The 20,849-nt window shown below is 68.8% G+C and carries 19 protein-coding genes and 1 tRNA gene; 15 read left to right on the top strand and 5 right to left on the bottom strand.

Annotation, left to right across the window (positions count from 1 at the left end; all coding sequences use genetic code 11):
* Positions 1 to 198 precede the first annotated feature (198 nt).
* The 6 genes from topA (at position 199) to ACPYOG_RS08630 (ending at position 7,443) form a co-directional block, all read left to right on the top strand.
* A complete protein-coding gene (gene topA / locus ACPYOG_RS08655) occupies positions 199 to 3,027 on the top strand; it encodes a type I DNA topoisomerase (protein ID WP_481293829.1) in 2,829 nt (942 codons plus the stop codon).
* The gene (gene tmk / locus ACPYOG_RS08650) at positions 3,024 to 3,644 is read left to right on the top strand and encodes a dTMP kinase (RefSeq protein WP_090039932.1); all 621 of its coding nucleotides are present in this window, start codon (positions 3,024 to 3,026) and stop codon (positions 3,642 to 3,644) included. Before topA ends, tmk begins: the two co-directional genes overlap by 4 nt.
* 95 nt (positions 3,645 to 3,739) lie before the next feature.
* Complete coding sequence (locus ACPYOG_RS08645; RefSeq protein WP_481293841.1) at positions 3,740 to 4,930, top strand: DNA polymerase III subunit delta'; 1,191 nt, start codon at positions 3,740 to 3,742, stop codon at positions 4,928 to 4,930.
* Positions 4,927 to 6,483 carry an alpha/beta hydrolase gene (locus tag ACPYOG_RS08640; RefSeq protein ID WP_481293828.1) on the top strand — a complete coding sequence of 519 codons (1,557 nt, stop codon included), beginning with the start codon at positions 4,927 to 4,929 and terminating at the stop codon, positions 6,481 to 6,483. Before ACPYOG_RS08645 ends, ACPYOG_RS08640 begins: the two co-directional genes overlap by 4 nt.
* Before the next feature lie 64 nt (positions 6,484 to 6,547).
* Entirely contained in the window at positions 6,548 to 7,288 is a 741-nt protein-coding gene (locus ACPYOG_RS08635) for a TetR family transcriptional regulator (RefSeq protein WP_481293827.1), read from the top strand.
* A 79-nt stretch (positions 7,289 to 7,367) separates the two neighbouring features.
* Positions 7,368 to 7,443, top strand: a tRNA-Thr gene (locus ACPYOG_RS08630).
* Between the two features lie 45 nt (positions 7,444 to 7,488).
* On the opposite strand, the gene ACPYOG_RS08625 is transcribed toward ACPYOG_RS08630, so the two are convergent.
* The 3 genes from ACPYOG_RS08625 to ACPYOG_RS08615 all read right to left on the bottom strand — a co-directional run bounded on the left by ACPYOG_RS08625 (position 7,489) and on the right by ACPYOG_RS08615 (position 9,103).
* Positions 7,489 to 7,926: a hypothetical protein gene (locus tag ACPYOG_RS08625; protein ID WP_481293826.1), complete on the bottom strand. Its 438-nt coding sequence runs from the start codon at positions 7,924 to 7,926 to the stop codon at positions 7,489 to 7,491.
* A 6-nt stretch (positions 7,927 to 7,932) separates the two neighbouring features.
* Positions 7,933 to 8,250 (bottom strand): hypothetical protein, encoded by a 318-nt coding sequence (locus ACPYOG_RS08620; RefSeq protein ID WP_481293825.1) that lies wholly within the window; start codon positions 8,248 to 8,250, stop codon positions 7,933 to 7,935.
* Positions 8,251 to 8,341: 91 nt separating this feature from the next.
* Positions 8,342 to 9,103, bottom strand: coding sequence for a GntR family transcriptional regulator (locus ACPYOG_RS08615; RefSeq protein ID WP_481293824.1), 762 nt, complete (start codon positions 9,101 to 9,103; stop codon positions 8,342 to 8,344).
* A gap of 120 nt (positions 9,104 to 9,223) precedes the next feature.
* Here ACPYOG_RS08615 and iolC point away from each other — a divergent pair, with 120 nt between their 5' ends.
* Genes iolC through ACPYOG_RS08570 form a run of 9 tightly spaced genes read left to right on the top strand, consistent with a single transcriptional unit; the run spans position 9,224 to position 18,832 of the window.
* The gene (gene iolC, locus ACPYOG_RS08610; protein ID WP_481293823.1) at positions 9,224 to 10,204 is read left to right on the top strand and encodes a 5-dehydro-2-deoxygluconokinase; all 981 of its coding nucleotides are present in this window, start codon (positions 9,224 to 9,226) and stop codon (positions 10,202 to 10,204) included.
* The gene (locus ACPYOG_RS08605; RefSeq protein ID WP_481293822.1) at positions 10,204 to 11,121 is read left to right on the top strand and encodes a class I fructose-bisphosphate aldolase; all 918 of its coding nucleotides are present in this window, start codon (positions 10,204 to 10,206) and stop codon (positions 11,119 to 11,121) included. The genes iolC and ACPYOG_RS08605 overlap by 1 nt, the downstream gene beginning before the upstream one ends.
* Positions 11,122 to 11,152: 31 nt before the next feature.
* Positions 11,153 to 12,691, top strand: coding sequence for a CoA-acylating methylmalonate-semialdehyde dehydrogenase (locus ACPYOG_RS08600; RefSeq protein WP_481293821.1), 1,539 nt, complete (start codon positions 11,153 to 11,155; stop codon positions 12,689 to 12,691).
* Positions 12,691 to 13,602, top strand: coding sequence for a 5-deoxy-glucuronate isomerase (iolB, locus tag ACPYOG_RS08595; protein WP_481293820.1), 912 nt, complete (start codon positions 12,691 to 12,693; stop codon positions 13,600 to 13,602). Before ACPYOG_RS08600 ends, iolB begins: the two co-directional genes overlap by 1 nt.
* Positions 13,602 to 15,545 carry a 3D-(3,5/4)-trihydroxycyclohexane-1,2-dione acylhydrolase (decyclizing) gene (iolD, locus tag ACPYOG_RS08590; RefSeq protein WP_481293819.1) on the top strand — a complete coding sequence of 648 codons (1,944 nt, stop codon included), beginning with the start codon at positions 13,602 to 13,604 and terminating at the stop codon, positions 15,543 to 15,545. Before iolB ends, iolD begins: the two co-directional genes overlap by 1 nt.
* Positions 15,542 to 16,453 (top strand): sugar phosphate isomerase/epimerase family protein, encoded by a 912-nt coding sequence (locus ACPYOG_RS08585; RefSeq protein WP_481293818.1) that lies wholly within the window; start codon positions 15,542 to 15,544, stop codon positions 16,451 to 16,453. Before iolD ends, ACPYOG_RS08585 begins: the two co-directional genes overlap by 4 nt.
* A 32-nt stretch (positions 16,454 to 16,485) precedes the next feature.
* Positions 16,486 to 17,496: an inositol 2-dehydrogenase gene (iolG, locus tag ACPYOG_RS08580; RefSeq protein WP_481293817.1), complete on the top strand. Its 1,011-nt coding sequence runs from the start codon at positions 16,486 to 16,488 to the stop codon at positions 17,494 to 17,496.
* A complete protein-coding gene (locus tag ACPYOG_RS08575; protein ID WP_481293816.1) occupies positions 17,496 to 18,281 on the top strand; it encodes a TIM barrel protein in 786 nt (261 codons plus the stop codon). Before iolG ends, ACPYOG_RS08575 begins: the two co-directional genes overlap by 1 nt.
* On the top strand, positions 18,269 to 18,832 hold the full coding sequence (locus ACPYOG_RS08570) for a dihydrofolate reductase family protein (RefSeq protein ID WP_481293815.1): 564 nt from the start codon (positions 18,269 to 18,271) through the stop codon (positions 18,830 to 18,832). The genes ACPYOG_RS08575 and ACPYOG_RS08570 overlap by 13 nt, the downstream gene beginning before the upstream one ends.
* An 80-nt stretch (positions 18,833 to 18,912) precedes the next feature.
* Here the strand turns inward: ACPYOG_RS08570 and ACPYOG_RS08565 are convergent, their stop codons facing one another.
* Both ACPYOG_RS08565 and ACPYOG_RS08560 read right to left on the bottom strand, forming a co-directional pair.
* A complete protein-coding gene (locus tag ACPYOG_RS08565) occupies positions 18,913 to 19,728 on the bottom strand; it encodes an ATP-binding cassette domain-containing protein (protein WP_481293814.1) in 816 nt (271 codons plus the stop codon).
* Positions 19,725 to 20,768 (bottom strand): ABC transporter permease, encoded by a 1,044-nt coding sequence (locus tag ACPYOG_RS08560; protein WP_481293813.1) that lies wholly within the window; start codon positions 20,766 to 20,768, stop codon positions 19,725 to 19,727. Before ACPYOG_RS08560 ends, ACPYOG_RS08565 begins: the two co-directional genes overlap by 4 nt.
* Positions 20,769 to 20,849: the final 81 nt, after the last annotated feature.

The following is a 20,849-nucleotide window of genomic DNA, read 5'->3' as shown; positions in this document are numbered from 1 at the left end:
CGAACGTCATTACGGAGGATTAGGTGGACAAGCGGCGAAGGTGTGTATGGTTTGCCTGTCGGCCGCACGGACCACCGCATCGTGGATCGGCGCCGCCGGGGGGAGCGCGCCACGTCGGGGAAGCGCGCCACGTCCGCCCGGTCGTGGACGACACAGTCAACTGTGGCGACACAGAATGTGCATATTAAGAGGAGTCAGGTGTCTGGCACGAAGAAGCTCGTGATCGTCGAGTCTCCGAACAAGGTGAAGTCGATCGCCCAATACCTGGGCGACGGCTATGAGGTCATGGCTTCGGTCGGGCACATCCGCGATCTCATCGAGCCGAAGAACCTTCCGCCGGAGCTCAAGAAGGGCTCCCTGGGCAAGTTCTCGGTCGACGTCGAGAACGAGTTCGAGCCGTACTACGTGGTGTCGGACCAGAAGAAGAAGACGGTCGCCGACCTCAAGCGCGCGCTGAAGAACGCCGACGAACTCCTCCTCGCGACGGATGAGGACCGCGAGGGCGAGGCCATCGCCTGGCACCTGGTCGAGGTACTGAAGCCCAAGGTCCCCGTGAAGCGGATGGTCTTCCACGAGATCACCCGCGAGGCGATCGAGAAGGCGCGGGACAACACCCGCGAGATCGACACCGCGCTGGTCGACGCCCAGGAGACCCGGCGCATCCTCGATCGTCTGTACGGATACGAGGTCTCGCCGGTGCTGTGGCGCAAGGTCGGCCCGGGCCTCTCGGCCGGGCGCGTTCAGTCGGCGGCAACCCGCCTGGTGGTCGACCGTGAGCGCGAGCGCCTCGCTTTCGTCCCCGCCTCGTACTGGGGACTGACCGCGCGACTGGCTCCCGAGGACGCGAACTCCTTCGACGCGCGGCTCGCCCGCATCGACGGCGACCGGGTCGCCACCGGACGCGACTTCGACGACCATGGGCGCCTCACCTCCGGGGCGCGGACGCTGGACGAGGGGTCCGCGACGGCGCTGGCAGCGGCCATCCGCCAGCCCAGCACGTCCGTCGCGGTCGCGAAGGTGGACTCGAAGCCGTACTCGCGGCGACCGGCAGCACCGTTCACCACGTCGACCCTGCAGCAGGAGGCGGCCAGAAAGCTCCGCTTCTCGGCCCGCCAGACGATGAGCCTGGCGCAGTCGCTGTACGAGAACGGCTACATCACCTATATGCGAACGGACTCCGCGTCGCTCTCGCAGCAGGCCACCAACGCTGCCCGTTCGCAGGCGGCGAAGCTCTACGGCCCGGAGACGGTTCCGGACAAGCCGCGCACGTATGCCTCCAAGAGCAAGAACGCCCAGGAGGCCCACGAGGCCATCCGGCCGTCGGGCGAGACGTTCCGCACCCCGGCGGAGCTGGAGCGGTCGCTCCGGGGACCGGAGCTGCGCCTCTACGACCTGATCTGGAAGCGCACGGTCGCCTCGCAGATGGCGGATGCCAAGGGCCAGACGGCGTCCGTGACCGTCGCAGCGCGCGTGGCGGAAGGTCCGCTGAACGGGACCGTCACGGAGTTCACCGCGAGCGGCACCGTCATCACGTTCCGGGGCTTCCTCAACGCTTACGAGGAGAGCCGCGACGAGGAACGCAATGCGACCGACTCCACGGACGCCGCCGAGGCCAAGCTGCCTCCGCTGACCGAGAAGCAGCCCCTGAGCGTCCAGGATGTCGCGGCCGACGGCCACGAGACCACCCCGCCGCCGCGCTACACCGAGGCCAGCCTGGTGAAGACGCTGGAAGAGCTGGGAATCGGGCGCCCCTCCACCTTCGCGAGCATCATCTCCACGATCATCGACCGCGGCTACGTGACACAGCGCGGGCAGGCCCTGGTGCCGAGCTGGGTGGCGTTCTCGGTCGTCCGCCTGCTGGAGGACTACTTCGGCGATCTGGTCGAATACGACTTCACCGCCGAGATGGAGGACGATCTCGACCGCATCGCGGACGGCGCCGCCGAGCGGGTCGACTGGCTGAACAGCTTCTACTTCGGCAGTGAGAAGCACAAGGGCCTGCGCCGGGTCATCGACAACCTCGGCGACATCGACGCGCGAAGCATCAACTCCATCGCCATCGAGGAGGGGGTGACCCTCCGCATCGGCAAGTACGGTCCCTACCTCGAAGTGACGGATCCGGACGCCGCCGAGGACGCTCAGCCCCGCCGCGTGAACCTCCCGCCGGAGCTTGCGCCCGACGAGCTCACCCCGGCCAAGGCGCGGGAACTCATCGAGGCTCCCGTGCAGACGGACCGCGTGCTCGGCACCAACCCGGAGAACGGCAAGCTCGTGCTGGCCAAGGACGGACGGTTCGGTCCGTACGTGACCGAGGCGGACCCCGAGGAGGAGCCGTCCGTCGACGCCAAGACCGGCGAGGTGGTCGAGGCCGCGAAGCCGGCCAAGAAGGCCACGGCCGCGAAGCCGCGCACAGCCTCCCTGTTCAAGTCGATGGATCTCGCGACGATCGACCTCGAGACCGCGCTCAAGCTCCTCGAGCTGCCGCGTGTCGTCGGAGCCGATCCGGAGAGCGGCGAGGAGATCCAGGCGCAGAACGGCCGTTACGGGCCCTACCTGAAGAAGGGCACGGACACCCGCTCGCTGCCGAGCGAGGACGATATCTTCGACGTCGACCTCGCCGGCGCCGTCGAGCTGTTCGCGCAGCCGAAGTACGGCAACCGCCGTGCCTCCAGCGCGCTCAAGGAGTTCGAGGCCGACCCGGTGAGCGGCAAACCGATCCGGATCAAGGACGGACGCTTCGGCGCCTACGTGACCGACGGCGAGACCAACGCGACCATCCCCCGGGGAGAGACCGTGGACGAGGTCGACTTCGCTCGCGCGGTGCAGCTGCTGGCCGACAAGCGTGCGAAGGGCCCGGCCAAGAAGCCGGCTCGAAAGGCGCCCGCCGCCAAGGCGAGCACAGCCAAAGCGAGCACAGCCAAAGCGAGCACAGCGAAGGCGTCCACGACCCGGACCACCGCCGCCAAGAAGCCGGCCGTCAAGAAGCCTGCCGCGAAGAAGCCGGCCGCGAAGAAGCCCGCCGAGTGAGCGGCGGGCTCTTCATCACCCTCGAGGGCGGGGACGGTGTGGGCAAGTCCACCCAGGCGGCCCACCTCGAGGAGTGGCTGACTGCCCGAGGACGCACGGTGCTGCGCACCCGCGAGCCGGGAGGGACGGACGCCGGGGTCGAGATCCGGGAGATCGTCCTGCACCACCGCGGCGACATCGCGCCGCGCGCCGAGGCCCTGCTCTACGCCGCCGATCGCGCCCACCACATCGCCACGGTCGTCCGGCCCGCGCTCGCTCGCGGCGAGGTCGTCGTCCAGGATCGCTACATCGACTCCTCGGTCGCGTACCAGGGCGCGGGCCGCGTCCTCGACGCCCAGCAGATCCGCGACCTGTCACTGTGGGCGGCGGAGGGGCTGCTTCCCGACCTCACCATCCTCCTCGACCTCGACGAGGATGCCGCCCGCGCCCGGCTCGACACCTCCCGCACCCGCTACGACCGGCTGGAAGCCGAACGCTCCGACTTCCATGCGCGCGTCCGCGCGGCCTACCTCGAGCTCGCCGCCGGGGAGCCGGAGCGCTTCCTCGTGGTCGATGCCGCCCGCTCGGTCGAGGAGATCGCCGCCGAGATCCGCGACCGCCTCGCGGCGCGCGTCTGAACGCCGCCGCGCTCCCGGTCAGCATGCTGGTCGACGCCCCGCGCAGAGCGGCAGCCGCGGGCGAGGTGTCCCCGATGCCAGCTAGCCTGGACACCATGACGGTGTGGGACGAGCTCACGGGGCAGGACGAGGCGATCGAGGTCGTCCGCGCGGCCGCGGCCGGCTCCGCCGCGGGCGCCGGGGCCGGAGCTCCCGGCCGGAGCATGACCCACTCCTGGCTGATCACCGGGCCGCCCGGCTCCGGCCGCTCCAACCTGGCGTACGCCTTCGCCACGGCGCTGCTGAGCCCTGGCACACCGGAGGGCGACCTCGCCGCGCAGCGGCAGGTGGAGGCCCGGACGCATCCGGATCTGGCCGTGCTCAGCACCGAGCGCGTCATCATCTCGATCGATGAAGTGCGCTCCCTGGTCGCCAGCTCGCAGTTCTCGCCCTCCGTCGGCCGGTACCGCGTGATGGTGATCGAGGATGCCGACCGGATGACCGAGCGCACCTCCAACGTGCTGCTGAAGGCGCTCGAGGAGCCGCCGGAGCGGACGGTCTGGATCCTGTGCGCCCCCAGCGAAGCCGACCTGCTCCCGACCATCCGCTCCCGCGTCCGCACCGTGCGGCTCCGCGTCCCGAGCGTCGGCGACGTCGCCCGGTTGATCCAGCGACGGGATGGGGTGGATGCGGAGACCGCGGAACGTGCCGCCCGCCACGCGCAGAGCCACATCGGGATGGCGCACCGCCTGGCCACCCACGAGGAGGCGCGTCAGCGGCGCGAGCGGACGCTGGAACTGGCGCTGGGCATCCGCTCGGTGTCCGACGCGGTCCGCGCGGCCGCGACGCTGCTGGAGGTCGCCGGGGCCGATGCCAAGGCGATCACCGAGGAGCGGGATGCGGAAGAGCGCGAGCATGCGCTGCGGTCGCTCGGCATCGAGCCGGGTGGGACCATCCCGCCGGCCCTGCGCGGGCAGCTCCGGCAGCTCGAGGAGGACCAGAAGCGACGGGCGACGCGCAGCCTCCGCGACGGCATCGACCGCATCCTCATCGATCTCCTCTCGCTCTATCGCGACGTGATGATGATCCAGCTCGGCAGCGACAGCGAGCTCGTGAACCGGGAGCTGGGCCGTGAGCTGGATGCTCTCAGCGCGCACACCAGTCCCGCCGCTACGCTCGCGGCGATGGATGCCGTCACCACTGCGCGCGAGCGCATCGAGGGCAATGTCGCACCCGCCCTCGCGCTCGAGGCCATGCTGACCACGATCCTGCGCGGTGCGACCGCGCGAAAGGGGAACGACCTGTGACCACCCGCTCCGGCCGTCCCGCGCGGAGGCGCGCTGCACGCACGGCGGTCATCGCCCTCGCCGCCGTCGTCGCACTGACCCTCAGCGGGTGCGTCACCTGGTTCCTGCCCGCCAAGACGGCCACCACCTCCAGCCCCGCCCCGGACAAGGTCTCGGCCGCCCTCCATCCGTATTACAGCCAGGTGCTCCACTGGACGAGCTGCGCCAGCGGAAAGCAGTGCACCACCGCGCGTGCACCGCTCGACTGGAACGACCCCGGAGCCGGCGAGATCAAACTGGCGCTCATCCGGCAGCAGGCCAAGGGGACCAAGCAGGGCTCCCTCCTCACGAACCCCGGCGGCCCCGGCGCCTCCGGCTTCGACTTCGTCAGGGACTCGGTCGACTTCGTCGCCGACGCCCAGCTGCAGAACCATTTCGACATCGTCGGCTTCGACCCGCGCGGAGTCGGCCGCTCGACGGCCGTCAAATGCTACGACCCCAAGCAGATGGACGAGTACCTGTACGGGATCACGCCGGGCCTGCGCGGGTCCGACCAGTGGATCGCCGAGAACGCGACCATCGCAAAGGACTTCGGGCAGGCATGCCAGCAGAACACCGGCGCCGCGCTGCCGAAGGTCGACACGGTGAGCGCAGCCCGCGACCTCGACCTGCTCCGGGCGGTCCTCGGCGACACGAAGCTCAACTACCTCGGCTACTCCTACGGCACCTACCTCGGCTCGGTGTACGCCGGGCTGTATCCGGGGAAGACCGGCCGGCTGGTCCTCGATGGGGCGCTCGACCCGGCGGCCAGCAACTTCGACGTGACCGAGGTGCAGGCCAAGGGCTTCGAGAGCGCGCTCCGCGCCTACCTCGTCAGCTGCCTGACGAAGAAGGGGTGTCCATTCCAGGGCACCGTCGACGGCGCCATGACGACCGTCGGACAGCTCCTGGCCGCGTTGGAGAAGTCCCCGATCCGGAACTCGGACGGTCGTGAGCTCGGCGCCAACACTATGGTGACCGCGATCATCACCCCCCTCTACGACGCCACCGCCTGGTCCTACCTCGACAAGCTCTTCGACTCGGTGATGAAGGGGAGCGCGTCCGTCGCCTTCCAGCTGGCGGACACCTACAACGACCGCAACTCCGACGGCACCTACGCGGACAATTCGACCGAGGCGTTCGTCGCCATCAACTGCCTCGACTACACGTACAACGCGGACCCCACCGTGATGCGCGAGCAGGCAGCCGAACTCGCGAAGGCGGCTCCCGTCATCGGCCCGTACATGGCCTACGGCGACATCGGATGCGCCAATTGGCCGTATAAGGCGACCGGTGACCGCGGCCCGATCTCGGCGAAAGGCTCCGCGCCCATCCTCGTCGTGGGCACCACCAACGACCCGGCGACCCCCTACGTGTGGGCGAAGAACCTCGCGTCCGAGCTGCAGAACGGACACCTCCTCACGTACAAGGGCGAGGGGCACACCGCCTACAACAAGTCGAACCAGTGCGTGAACGGCGCCGTCGACGCCTTCCTGGTGAAGGGCACGATTCCCGCGAAGGGCACGACGTGCTGAGCCAGCGGCTGCATGTCGGAAGCGCGAGTGGTGCAATTTTGCAGAGGGTGAAATAATCGTAAGCGTGTCTGCGGCCCCCGATTCCACCCTGAGCGAACTGGGACTGCGCGAGCGCAAACGCATCGCCACCCGCCGTTCGATCCAGCTCGCCGCCGTCGAGCTCGCCAGCAAGCGAGGCTTCGACCGCGTCACCATCGACGAGATCAGTCACGTCGCCAACGTCTCGCCGCGAACCTTCTTCAACTACTTCCCCTCGAAGGAGTCCGCGATCATCGGCGAGCTGCCCGAGCTCCCGGATGCGGAGAGCATCGAGCGCTTCGTCGAGGCCGGACCGGCGGAGCCGATCCTCGAGGGCATCTGCACCCTCCTGATCGCGGCGATCGACATCGGCGACATGGGCGGCGGCGACGTGGGCGGACGCGTCGCAGGCGCCGGAGACGCGGCCGGTGAGGACCAGGAGACTGACGCAAGCATCGGCCCGGTGAGCGTGCAGCAGCTGCACACGCTGCGCCGTGCGCTGTTGAAGGACAACCCGGAGCTGTTCGCCCTGCGGATGGCGAGCATGCATTCGTTCGAGGATGCGCTCAGCGGCGTGGTCCAGCTCCGCCTCTCTCACGACGACCCGGGCCTCGCGGACGACCCCGAGGCGCTGCACCAGCGGGCACGCCTGGTCACCTACGTCGCCCTCGCCGGAATGCGCCACGCCTGGTCCTGCTGGGCGGATCACGGCGGCGTCGAGCCGCTGTCCGACCGCCTGCGCAGTTCGTTCGCGCAGCTCGCCGAACTCGGCACGCACGTCCACTGACCGGAACGCCGGTGGTCGTCACCACCGGGACGGATCGGGTAAGCTATCTGACTGTGCGCCGGGCGGAAGCCCGACCCACGCCGCCCTAGCTCAGTCGGCAGAGCATCTCACTCGTAATGAGAAGGTCAAGGGTTCGATTCCCTTGGGCGGCTCCACTAGAACACTCCGGATGCGGCCTTATCCTGTCCCGCGCGTGAAGCTCAGTCGCTGATGAGGTCCTCATCACGCAGAAACGCCAACACCGTGTCAGCCAGCGCCTTCGAGTCGGCTAGCGTTCCCGTCGTGATGCCAGCTCCGTAGCGGACCTCGTTGCTCCGGACGTGGAGGAACTCGTACTCGGGGTGGATCTGCGAGTACAGAAACCGAACGACATCGTTGATACCGGGTCCCCTGCTCGGGTGGCCGTTGTGGAAGTCGACGTGTCTGCTGCTGGCCGTGAGCTTGGGATGAACGGCGCGCGCCCCGGCGTCGCTGTTCAGTCGCTCGTCAGCGTAGAAAGCTGCTCGCACGGCTCGGTAGCACGCATAGAAGTAGGCGACTGTCGCCCACTCCTCGTCGGCATCGAACAACCGCTCTGCCGTTTGACGATGGTCCGCGGAGCGTGAGAGGTGCCGCTCGGCGAACGAGGTGCCGGACATCCGCGTCTACTTGGCTACAGCAATACGAGCGCTGTCGGCGACTTGCGCATCGTCGGTGGATTCGCTCCCGAACCGAAGTTCGAGTTCTAGTTCGCCGGCGTAGCAGTCGCGCACCTCTGCGAATGCGGAGACCGCAGCGAGCTGGCCATCGAGAGTGTTCTGTGTGAGGTCGGCCCAGACGATCGCACGGGACTCGTTGAAGTAGAAGCGCACGGAAAGGGAGTGGAGTGCGTCCCATCCGCCCAGGTAGGAGAAGGCGGTCGCGCCGACGGCCTCGGCCATCACAGGAGCATCTTCTTCCGGCACGGGCGTCCAACTCATCATCTGCCGATCGTAGCCCGCAAGCCCGAGCGAAGCCCAGACGGCTGCGGACGGCTGTGGATAAGTGCTCGCAGCGATGCGTCGTGAGAACTCTCTATTTGGCGACGAGCGTCGTCTCGAAGCTGTACATGTCGGGTCGGTAGCAGTGCTGGCCGTATTCGATGGCCCGCCCCGAATTGTCGTAGGCGATGCGCTCCATCGTCAGCACCGGGCTTCCCTTCGAGATGTCCAGCAGATCGTGTTCGTCGTGCTGCTCGCGCCGGGCGCCGATCTTCTGCTTGGCGATCTGAATGGTCACGCCCCGGGCGCGGAGGGCCTGGTAGAGGCCCCGGGTCTCCAGCTGCGCGGCCGTGATGTACGCGAACTCGACGGGGAGGTAGTTCTCGAGGACCGCGACCGGTGTGCCGTCCGAGAGCCGCTGCCGGCGCACGTGGACCACCTCATCGCCCGGTGCGATGGCCAGATGCTCGGCGACGACCTCGTCGGCGGGGATGATCTCGTAGGTGAGCACGTTGGTGCCCGGCTCGTGGTTGGTCGTCCGAAGATCCTCGAACAGGCTGGTGAGCTCGACAGGCCGGGTGACCTGTCCCTGCACCACCTGCGTCCCGATGCCCCGCCGGCGCACCAGCAGACCACGGTCCACCAGCTCCTGGATCGCCCGGCGCACGGTCGGACGCGAGAGACTGAGGCGGTGTCCGATCGCGATCTCGTTCTCCAGGCGGCTCCCGGCGGGGATCGATCCGGAGCGGATGGCCTCTTCGAGCCTGCTCGAGATCTGGAAGTACAGCGGAATCGGCCCGCTGCGGTCAAGATCCGCGAACAGTTCGTCCGGCCACACGGTCTCGACGTTCGACATGGTCTCCCCTTCGTGGGCAATCAACCGATTGTTCCGACAATATTACCTCTCACCGCATTCGACAGGAGGAGAGACCGGAGCTTGCGCTATTGTTAGGACATCGTTCCGAACCGGTCATCGATGACTGTAGACGCTAGGGGAGATGTGGGCACCAGCACAGAAGCGGCGGAAGTCGTCGCCATGGGAAGACTCGGAGTCGATCTCTACCCCCTGCAAGACGGAGTGGGCCTGGAGGACGTCTCCACCTTCGGCAAGTATCTCGGCGGAAGCGCGGCGAACGTCAGCGTGGCCGCGGCTCGGCATGGCCACGCGGTCGCGCTCATCTCCCGCGTCGGCGCGGACCCGTTCGGCCGCTATCTTCTGCGTGAACTGGAGCGCCTGCAGGTCAGCGCCGAGGAGGTTCGCACGGACCCGACGCTGAACACACCGGTGACGTTCTGCGAGATCTTCCCTCCCGACAACTTCCCGCTCTACTTCTACCGGGAGCCGAAGGCGCCCGACCTCAACATCGAGCCCCTCGACCTTCCGCTCGAGAAGATCGTGAATGCGGGGATCCTCTGGTCCACCGTCACCGGGCTGAGCCAGGAACCGAGCCGGGCCGCGCACTTCGCCGCCTACCGCGCGCGTGGCCGCCGAGGCCACACGGTGCTCGATCTCGACTACCGGCCGATGTTCTGGGCCGACAGGGATGCGGCGCGTGAGCAGATCCAGGCGGCCCTTCCGTTCATGACCGTCGCGGTCGGAAATCGTGAAGAGTGCGAGGTGGCCGTCGGCGAGACGGACCCGGTGCGGGCGGCGGATGCGCTGCTCGAGCGGGGTGTGGATCTGGCGATCGTCAAACAGGGTCCGCGGGGCGTCCTGGCGAAGACCCGCGAGGAGACGGTCGAGGTCGACCCGTTCCCCGTGGAGGTCGTCAACGGGCTCGGGGCCGGGGATGCGTTCGGCGGCGCCCTCTGTCACGGCCTGCTGGAGGGGTGGGACCTGGAGCGCGTCGTGCGATTCGCCAACGTCGCGGGGGCGATCGTCGCCACCCGGCGCGAGTGCTCGACGGCGATGCCGACGAGCGATGAGGTCGACTCCCTCCTGGTCCGGGGTCTCTGATGGCCGGCAACGTCGATGCCGCGCTCATCCGCCGCCTGCCGGAGTTGCGGGCGGAACGGCCGGAAGCGATCCGTCAGCGCCTGGTCAGCCGGCAGCGCCGGACTCTCCTCGAGGGGGACGGCCGGCTGTTCATCATTGCCGCCGATCACCCCGCTCGCGGTTCCCTCGGCGTCGGCCACGATCCGATGGCGATGGCCGACCGCTACGGCCTGCTCGAACGGCTCGCCGTCGCGCTGAGCCATCCCGGTGTGGATGGTGTGCTCGGCACCCCGGACATCATCGACGATCTGGCTCTGCTGGGCTTGCTGCACAACAAGATCGTGGTCGGCTCGATGAACCGTGGCGGCTTGCGCGGCTCCTCCTTCGAAATGGACGATCGCTACACCGGGTTCGACGTGCCGACGATGGTCGCCTCGGGGATCGACTTCGCCAAGGCGCTGATCCGCATCAACCTGTCCGATCCGTCGACGGCTCGCACCCTCGAGACCACGGCGCGCGCCGTCACGGAGTCGAGCCGGGCGGGGCTGCCCATCATGCTCGAACCGTTCGTGAGCGTCTGGGCCGACGGTCGCATCGTCAACCAGCTCGACCCGGACTCGGTCATCACCTCCATTGCGATCGCCTCCGGGCTCGGCGCGAGCAGCGCGTACACGTGGATGAAGCTCCCGGTGGTCGACGATATGGAGCGGGTGATGGCGGCGACGACCATGCCGACCGTCCTGCTCGGCGGCGATTCCGGCGAGGACCCCGAGGAGACGTTCGCCGCCTGGGAGGACGCCCTCACGCTGCCCGGCGTGCGCGGCCTGACCGTCGGCCGTACACTGCTGTACCCGCCCGACGGGAACGTCGCCGATGCCGTCGACACCGCGGCGCGGCTCGTGCACCCCAGCCTCAGTACTGTCCCTTCCGTCCGCTAAACGGCTCGAACCCCGACTGTTAGGAATCGCAATGAGCACCACCGAGACCATCCTCACCGCAGGAACCTCCGAGGGGGACCTCCCGATCGTCCCGCATTGGATCGACGGGGCCGAGTATCCGTCGAGCAGCGGGCGGACCGCACCCGTGTTCGATCCGGCGCTCGGCGTCGAGACCAAACGGGTCGCCCTCGCCGATCGGGCGGAGATCGACGCCGCGGTGGCGAGCGCCGCGGCCGCGTTCCCGGGGTGGCGGGACCTCTCGCTGGCCAAGCGCCAAGCCGTGCTCTTCCGGTTCCGCGAACTTCTGGATGCCCGCAAGGGCGAGCTCGCCGAGATCATCACCTCGGAACACGGGAAGGTGCTCTCGGACGCGCTGGGCGAGATCAGCCGCGGACAGGAAGTCGTGGAGTTCGCCACCGGCCTCGCCCATCACCTGAAGGGCGAGTTCTCCGAACAGGTCTCCACCGGCATCGACGTGTACTCGACCCGTCAGCCGCTCGGCGTGGTCGCCATCATCTCGCCGTTCAACTTCCCGGCGATGGTCCCCGCGTGGTTCTTCCCCATCGCGATCGCCGCAGGCAATGCGGTCATCCTCAAGCCGAGCGAGAAGGACCCGTCCGCGGCGCTGTGGATGGCCCGGCTGTGGAAGGAGGCCGGCCTCCCCGACGGCGTGTTCACCGTTCTCAACGGGGACAAGGAGGCGGTCGACGGCCTGCTGACGCACCCGGAGGTCGCAGCCGTCAGCTTCGTCGGGTCGACCCCGATCGCGAAGTACGTCTACGAAACGGGCACGGCGCACGGCAAGCGGGTCCAGGCCCTCGGCGGGGCGAAGAACCACATGCTCGTCCTGCCCGATGCGGATCTCGACGTGACAGCGGACAGCGCGATCAATGCGGGCTTCGGCTCAGCGGGCGAGCGCTGCATGGCCATCTCTGTCATCGTCGCCGTCGAACCGGTGGCCGACGACCTCGTGCAGAAGATCACCGAGCGGATCGCCGGCCTGCGTGTCGGAGACGGTCGCCGCGGCTGCGACATGGGTCCGCTGGTCACCCGTCAGCACCGGGACAAGGTCGCCTCCTACATCGACATCGCGGCGAACGACGGCGCGACCGTCGTCACCGACGGCCGCGAGGTCAACCCGGACGGGGACGCGAACGGCTTCTGGCTCGGCCCGACGCTGCTCGACCGCGTCCCGACCGGCAGCCGCGCCTACACCGAGGAGATCTTCGGGCCCGTCCTGTCCATCGTGCGGGTCGCCAGCTACGAGGACGGCGTCGACCTGATCAACTCCAGCGCCTTCGGCAACGGCACGGCCATCTTCACCAACGACGGCGGGGCTGCGCGACGGTTCCAGCGGGACATCCAGGTCGGGATGATCGGCATCAACGTCCCCATCCCGGTCCCGGTGGCCACCTTCTCGTTCGGCGGCTGGAAGGACTCGCTGTTCGGCGACACGAAGGCGCACGGCGCCGAGGGCGTCCGGTTCTTCACCCAGCAGAAGGCGATCACCAGCCGGTGGCTCGATCCGTCGCACGGCGGCATCAACCTCGGCTTCCCGCAGAACGACTGATGGCCGCCGACCACAACCACTGGCTGCGGCGCCGGGGCGATCTCTCCCGGGAGGGATGGGAGAGCGTCGTCGATGCGTCGGAGCCCGGCTGGCAGCACACCGGTCTGCGCGTCGCCGAGCTAGCGGCCGGCGACGAACTCGTCCTCCCGGGCGCCGGGACCGAGGCGATGGTGGTGCCCCTCGCCGGTTCGTTCACAGTGACGCACGACGGAAAGCAGGGTGCAGGGACCACCGAGCTGACCGGACGCGCGAGCGTCTTCGACGGCGCGACCGACGTGCTGTATCTCGGCGCATCGTCCACCGGGACGCTCACCGGCCGCGGGCGGGTCGCCGTGGCCACGTCGTCCACCGACGAGGACCGTCCGTCCCGCTACCTGCCGGCCTCCGAGACGCCGGTAGAGCTGCGAGGCGCCGGTCAGTCCAGCCGCCAAGTGCACAACTTCGGCGTCCCGGGGGCTCTGGATGCGGTCCGGCTCATCGTCTGCGAGGTCGTGACCCCGGCCGGGAACTGGTCGTCCTATCCGCCGCACAAGCACGACGAGGCCATTCCGGGCCACGAATCGCGTCTCGAGGAGATCTACTACTTCGAGGCGGCGACCGAGAGGGGCCGGGAGGCGGCGGGGGAGCCGTTCGGCGTCTTCAGCGCGTACTCGTCGGTGGCCGGCGAGATCGAGATCGACGGTCTCGTGCACTCCGGCGACATCGCTCTCGTGCCCTTCGGCTACCACGGCCCCGCTGTCGCGGCCCCCGGCTACGACCTTTACTACCTGAACGTCATGGCAGGTCCCGGCCCGGAGCGGGCCTGGCTGATCTCCGACGATCCCGCTCATGCGTGGGTGCGCGACACGTGGGCCGGGCAAGCAATGGACGCGCGACTCCCATATTCCAGCGAGAAGGAAGGCCGGCGCTGATGGCGGCGACGAAACGATTGACGGTGGGCCAGGCGCTCATCGAATTCCTGGCCCACCAGTGGACGGTCGACGGCGATCATCGCGAACGCACCATCCCCGGTGTCTTCGGCATCTTCGGGCACGGCAACGTGGCCGGCATCGGCCAGGCGCTCGCGCAGCTCAACAGCCGGCAGCCGGACCTGATGCCCTATTACCAGGCGCGGAACGAGCAGGCCATGGTGCACGAATCCGTGGGCTACGCGCGCATCCACCGCCGCCGTGGGACGTACGCATCGACGGCGTCCGTCGGGCCGGGCGCGACGAACATGCTCACGGGGGCAGCGCTGGCGACGACGAACCGGCTCCCGGCGCTGCTGCTGCCGAGCGACACCTTCGCGACCCGGGTGGCGGATCCTGTGCTGCAACAGCTCGAGCAGCCGCACGACATCGGGCTCACCGTGAACGACGCGTTCCGGCCGCTTTCCCGCTTCTTCGACCGCGTGCAGCGGCCGGAGCAGCTGTATTCGATCGCGCTCGGGGCACTGCGCGTGCTGACCGATCCGGCGGAGACCGGCGCGGTCACCATCGCGCTGCCCGAGGATGTGCAGGCCGAGACCATCGAGGTGCCGGTCGAATTCCTCGCCGATCGGGAGTGGCGTATCCGTCGTCCGCTGCCGGAGCGCGACCCTCTGGGCTCGGCCGTCGCGGCCATCCGTGCTGCGGAACGGCCGTTCATCGTCGCCGGAGGCGGCGTGATCTACTCCGGAGCCGAGGACGCACTGCGGGCGTTCGCCGAGGCGACGGGAATCCCCGTCGGAACCACCCAGGCGGGCGGCGGTTCGATGCTCTGGGATCATCCGCAGTATCTCGGCGCCGTGGGAGCCACCGGCACCGCAGCCGCGAACCGGATCGCCGCCGAGGCGGATCTCGTCATCGGCATCGGCACCCGGTACAGCGACTTCACGACGGCGTCGCGCACGGCGTTCCAGCACCCGTCCGTCCGATTCGTGAACATCAATGTGGCCTCCTTCGACGCGTACAAGAACGGAACGGAGTTGCCGGTCGTCGCCGATGCCCGGGAGGCGCTCACCTCCCTGACGGCGGAACTGGCACGGCACCGCATCGCCGACGCGTATGCCGAGCGCATCCGCAGTGAGAAGGCCGGATGGGACGCGATCGTCGACGTCGCTCTGAAGCCGGCCGCAACCGAACAGACCGGAACCGGACTTCCCGGGCAGCCGGCGATCATCGGGGCCGTCCACGCCGCCAGCGATCCTCGCGATGTCATCGTGCAAGCCGCCGGCTCCCTGCCCGGAGACCTGCATAAACTCTGGCGCGTGCGGGACCCGCTCGGCTATCACGTCGAATATGCCTTCTCGTGCATGGGCTACGAGATCGCCGGAGGTCTGGGAGTGAAACGCGGCCTGCTGGCCGCGGGGGACGACCGGGATGTGATCGTCATGGTCGGCGACGGGTCGTACCTGATGCTCCACTCGGAGCTGGTGACGGCCGTGGCCGAGCGCATCAAACTCATCGTCGTGATCGTGCAGAACCACGGCTTCGCCTCCATCGGGCACCTCTCCGAGACCGTGGGGGCCGACCGCTTCGGGACGAAGTACCGCGCCTATGATCCGCGCGCCCGCAATTTCCAGGGGGACGAGGTCCTCCCCGTCGACCTGGCGATGAACGCGCGCAGTTACGGCGTCGACGTCATCGAGATCCAGCCGGGACCTGCGGCTCTGGATGAGCTCGGCTCCGCGATCCGGACAGCGAAGGCAGCCGGGGGGCCGACGGTGATCCACATCGATAGCGACCCGCTGATCTACGGGCCGGACGGCGAGGGATGGTGGGATGTGCCGGTGGCGGAAGTGTCGACCCTTCCCTCGACCCAGGAGGCACGAGCGGAGTACGAGAAGCAGCGGGCCGCGCAGCGACCGCTCCTCGGCCGAGGGGACGGGGCATGAAGGCGGCTGCGGCCGGCGCGCCGGTGAGCTTCGGAGTCTTCGAGATGACGCCGGAGGGCGCCGAGACCGTCGGTCCGGACGAGATGCTGGAGATCCTCGTCCGCACGGGCTACACCGGCATCGACCTGGGCCCGCTCGGCTTTCTCGGGCGCGGAGACGAGCTGCGCCGGCGACTCGACCGGTTCGGCGTCGACCTGGCCGGGGGATGGGTGGAGTTGCCGTTCTCCGACGATGAGGCGTTCGAGGACAGCCTCCCGGAGCTCGAGGAGGCGCTGCGCATCTTCAGCGACGCCGCGGCATCGTCCCGGGGGCGGCTGCCGAAGCCGACGCTCGCGGACCACGGGTCCGCCGAGCGGAAGTCATCGTTCCAGCGGACCGGAGGAGGCCTGGATGCCGCCGGCTGGGAGCGGCTCGCCCGGAACACGGAACGCGCCGCGTCGCGCGTCCGCGCCGCCGGCTTGGAACCGACGTTCCACCATCACGCCGGCACCTTCGTCGAAGCGCCGGACGAGATCGACCGCTTCCTCGAACTGGTGGATGTGGACCTCACACTCGACACCGGTCATCTGCTGCTCGGTGGAGGCGACCCGCTCGAGGCCGTGCGCCGCTGGGGTCCGCGCATCAACCACCTCCATCTGAAGGACGTCGACACCGCCCGGCTGAACAGCGTCACCGGAGCGGGCGGTGGGATGACCGAGGTGTGGTCCTCCGGCGCCTTCGTCGCCTTCGGCCGCGGCGACATCGACCTGCCGGCTGTCCTGAACGCGATGGACGAGCTCGGCTACGACGGCTGGATCGTGGTGGAGCAGGATGTGCTCCCCGCGCCCGGCTCGCCCCTCGCTGAGTTCCTCCGGCACAGAGAACACGACCAGCACGCCAGCCGCGAGTTCCTGCGGCCATGGTGCTGACCCCGGCTGAACACAGGAAGACAGGAAGAACAGTGACAGAGACGCCCCTTCGGTTCGGTCTGATCGGCACCGGCAGAATCGGCCAGGTCCACGCCCGGAGCATCGCCGCCGACCCCGCGACCACGCTCGCCTGGGTCTGCGACCCCATCGTGGAGGGTGCGCGTTCCGTCGCCGCAGCCTACGGCGGGAGGGTCACCGAATCGGCCGAGGAAGTCCTGGCGGCCGCGGACGTCGACGCGGTGCTCATCGCATCCCCGACTCCGACGCATGTCGACCTGATCGGCGCCGCCGTGAGCGCCGGCATCCCCGTGCTGTGCGAGAAGCCGATCGATCTCGACATCGCCCGAGTGGATGCTCTGCGTCCGGCGGTCGCCGGCTCCGGCGTCCCCGTCGCGCTCGGATTCAACCGGCGGTTCGATCCCTCGTTCGCGGCCGCGCGCGCCCGGGTGGCGGCCGGCGAGATCGGCGAGCTGGAGCAGCTCTCCATCATCAGCCGGGACCCGTCGGCTCCGCCCGCCGCCTATGTCGCGGTCTCGGGAGGCATCTTCCGGGACATGACGATCCACGACTTCGACATGGCCCGGTTCTTCCTCCCCGACATCGTCGAGGTGCGCGCCGCCGGATCCGTCCTCTTCGACGCGGGCGCTCGCGAGCACGGCGACTACGACACCGCGGTCTCGACATTGCTCTCCTCCTCGGGGGCGATGGTGACGATCATCAACTCCCGGCACAGCGCTGTCGGGTACGACCAGCGCATCGAAGCGTTCGGCTCCCAGGGGATGCTGCAGGTCGCGAATGCGCCGACCAGCCTGGTCAGTCTCTCCACCGCGAGCGCGGTGGAGGCCAAGCCGCCGTACCAGGACTTCTTCCTCGAGCGTTACGCCGAGGCGTACGCGGCCGAGCTCCGCGAGTTCGTCAAGCTCGTCCGCGGCGAAGCGTCGACCAGCCCGAGCTACGAGGACGGCCGGGCGGCACTGATCCTGGCCGACGCCGCCCAGCGCTCGGCGGAGACCGGTCTCACCGTTCGGGTGGATGTCGGCTGATGCCCTACCGGCTCGCCGCTTCCGCGGAAATGCTGTACCTCGAACGCCCGTTCATCGAGCGGGTGCAGCGCATCCACGAGCGGGGACTCGAGGTCGAGATCTGGGACTGGTCGTCGAAGGACCTGGGCGGGCTCGCCGCCACCGGCGCCACGTTCTCGTCCATGACCGGATACCTGCGCGGCGATCTCGTCACCGAGGACGGCATCGCCGAGCTCCTCTCGACCGCCGGGGAGTCGCTGCATGCAGCGGACGTCCTCGATTGTCCTCGGCTCAATCTTCACGGCACCGGTCTCGATGCCCACGGAATCCCGGTCTCGCCGGGCCGCGAAGTCACAGGCGGGGATTGGCTCGCCGCCGGTGACACGCTTCGACGGCTGGCCGAGCTGGCCGGGGACGCCGGCAGGATCTTCACGCTGGAGAATCTGAACACCGCGGTCGACCATCCGGGAACCCCGTTCGCGCGGGCGGCCGACACGCTGGCGCTCGTGGCCGCAGTGGACCATCCCGCGCTCCGCCTCAACCTCGATCTGTATCACGCGCAGATCGGGGAGGGGAATCTGGTCCAGCTCGTCCGCGATGCGTTCCCGTACATCGGCGAGGTGCAGGTGGCGGATGTCCCGGGCCGGTGCGAGCCGGGCACCGGAGAGATCCGCTACCAGCGGATAGCGGAGGAATTGACGGCTCTCGGCTACAGCGGCGTCATCGCGCTGGAGAGCTGGGCGAGCGGAGACGCAGACGAGGCGCTCGACGCGTTCGAGGCTACATTCGCCTCATGGCGCAACTGATCTATGCAGCGAATGTGACCCTCGACGGCTACATCGAGGATGAGAGCGGCGCGTTCGACTTCCTCCCCGTCGACGACGAGGTGTTCCAGTCCCACACCGACCTGCTGCGGTCGGTCGGCACCCTCCTGTACGGGCGGAGGCTGTACGAGAAGATGGCCGTCTGGGAGATCGACACCGGCCTCGCCGCCCAGTCCGCACCGTTCGCCGGGTTCGCTGCGGCGTGGCAGGCGCCGGACAAGGTGGTGTATTCGCGGACCCTGGCCGCCGCCTCCACCTCCCGTACCCGGATCGAACGCGACTTCGACCCGGCCGCAGTTCGGGAACTCCTGGCCTCCGCCCCGCGCGACGTCCTGATCGGAGGTGCGGAGCTCGCGGCCCAGGCGTTCTCGGCCGGGCTGGTCGGCGAACTCCAGCTCTACGTCATGCCGCTGGTCGTCGGCGGCGGCAAGCCGGGGCTCCCGGCGGGGACGCGTGCCGCCCTCGAACTGCTCGACGAGCACCGCTTCGGCAACGGCGTCGTCCGGCTCCGCTACCGGCCGCTGGCGCGCTGAGCCGGCCGAACGGCGCGGAGTCGCGGCGTCAGGCCGGCGCGGCGCGAGTCAGGCCGTCAGGCCGTTAGCCCGTCAGGCCGTCAGGGCGTCCGCTCGAGTTCGTGCGCGAGCGTGTCGAGCTCTGCGCCTCCGGCCATGAGGCTGGTGAGCTCGGCCAGCGTGACCTCGGATTTTGCGAAGTCGCCCTGACTGGTTCCCCGGTTGAGAAGCAGGAAGCGGTCGCCGACCGGGTAGGCGTGATGCGGATTGTGGGTGATGAAGACCACCCCGAGCCCGCGATCGCGTGCCCGCGCGATGTAGCGCAGCACCACCCCGGACTGCTTGACCCCGAGCGCTGCCGTCGGCTCGTCGAGGATCAGCACGCGGGCCCCGAAGTAGACGGCCCGGGCGATGGCGACGCACTGCCGTTCGCCTCCCGAGAGGGTCCCGATCGCCTGGTCGACGTCGCGCAGGTCGATGCCCATGTTCGCGAGCTCGGTGTACGTGATGGTCTTCATCTTCTTCACGTCGAGGCGCCGGAACGGTCCCCATCCTCGCGTGATCTCCGAGCCCAGGAAGAAGTTCCTCCAGACGGGCATCAGCGGGATGACGGCGAGGTCCTGGTAGACGGTCGCGATCCCCGCATCCAGGGCGTCACGCGGGGACCCGAAGGTCACGGGCCGACCATCCAGGAGGATCTCTCCGTGGCTCGGGCTGTGGGCGCCCGCCAGCATCTTGATGAAGGTCGACTTCCCGGCGCCGTTGTCGCCCAGGACGCAGGTCACCTCTCCGGCGGACACCGCCGTGGAGACCCCGTGCAGTGCGTCGACCGCTCCGTACCGCTTCCCGATGTCCCGGACCTCGATGATGTGCCGGCCGGACGCCGTGGTCGTCGTCGATGTGGTCGTCGTGCTCATCGTGAGCCTCCTGCTCGAATGCGGACCCAGTGGTTGAGCAACACGGCCAGCAACAGCATCGCGCCGAGGAAGGTGCGGAGCCAGTTGGTGTCCCACTGGGCGAAGGTGATGCCTTGGAAGACCATCCCGTAGATCAGGGCGCCGAGGGCGGCGCCCACAGCCGAGCCGAAGCCGCCGGTCAGCAGGCAGCCGCCGACGACGGCGCAGATGATGTAGATGAACTCCTGGCCGACGCCGGTGTTCGCCTGCACGGTCGAGGTGCGGAAGAGCGAGATCATTCCGACGAGCCAGCCCGCGCCTGCCGTGGTCATGAACAGCCCGACCTTGGTCTTCATGATGGGGACGCCGACCTGACGCGACGAGTTCAGCGCGCCGCCCACCGCGAATACCCAGTTCCCGGCGCGCGTGCGCAGGAGCACCCAGGTGGCGACGGCGGTGACGAGGAACCACCAGAGGACCGACACGTAGAAGGTGCCGCCGCCGATCTGGATCGAGGACCCGAACAGCGGCTGGATCGAGTTGTAGAGGGGGACGGAGGTCATGCCCTCGATCGCCACCTGGCCGGTGATGAGCTTGGTCACGGCCAGGTCGATGCCCGCGAGGACGAAGAAGGTGCCGAGCGTCACGATGAAGCTCGGGAGACCGGTCCGCATCACGAGGTAGCCGTTGAGGGCTCCCACGGCCAGGGCCACGGCGAGGGCGATGACGACGGCGATCCAGATGTTGAGCCCGTAGTGGGTGGTGAGCACGCCGACGATCAGGGCGGTGAATCCCGTCATCACACCGGCGGAGAGGTCGAACTCTCCGCCGATCATGAGCATCGCGACGGCCACGGCCATGATCCCGAAGGTGGATGCGGACTCCAGCCAGACTCCGGCGCCCGGAAGGGTGAAGAAGGTGGTCGTGTAGACGGAGAAGAAGATCATGACCGCGAGGGCGGCGACGAGCGCTCCGATCTCCGGGCGGCTGAGCAGACGACGGATCATTCCGCGATTGAGCGGCCGCCTCGTCGCGACGACCTCGATGTCGGTGGTGGTCACGGGTTTCCTTTCGTGGGCTTCGGGCGGGTGGAGCGGGCCAGGCCCTGTCTCTTATACACATCTGACGCTGCCGACGACGGA

It is taken from the genome of Leifsonia sp. HAY1-4F (assembly GCF_056755275.1).
This window is presented reverse-complemented; position numbering and strand designations above follow the sequence as displayed.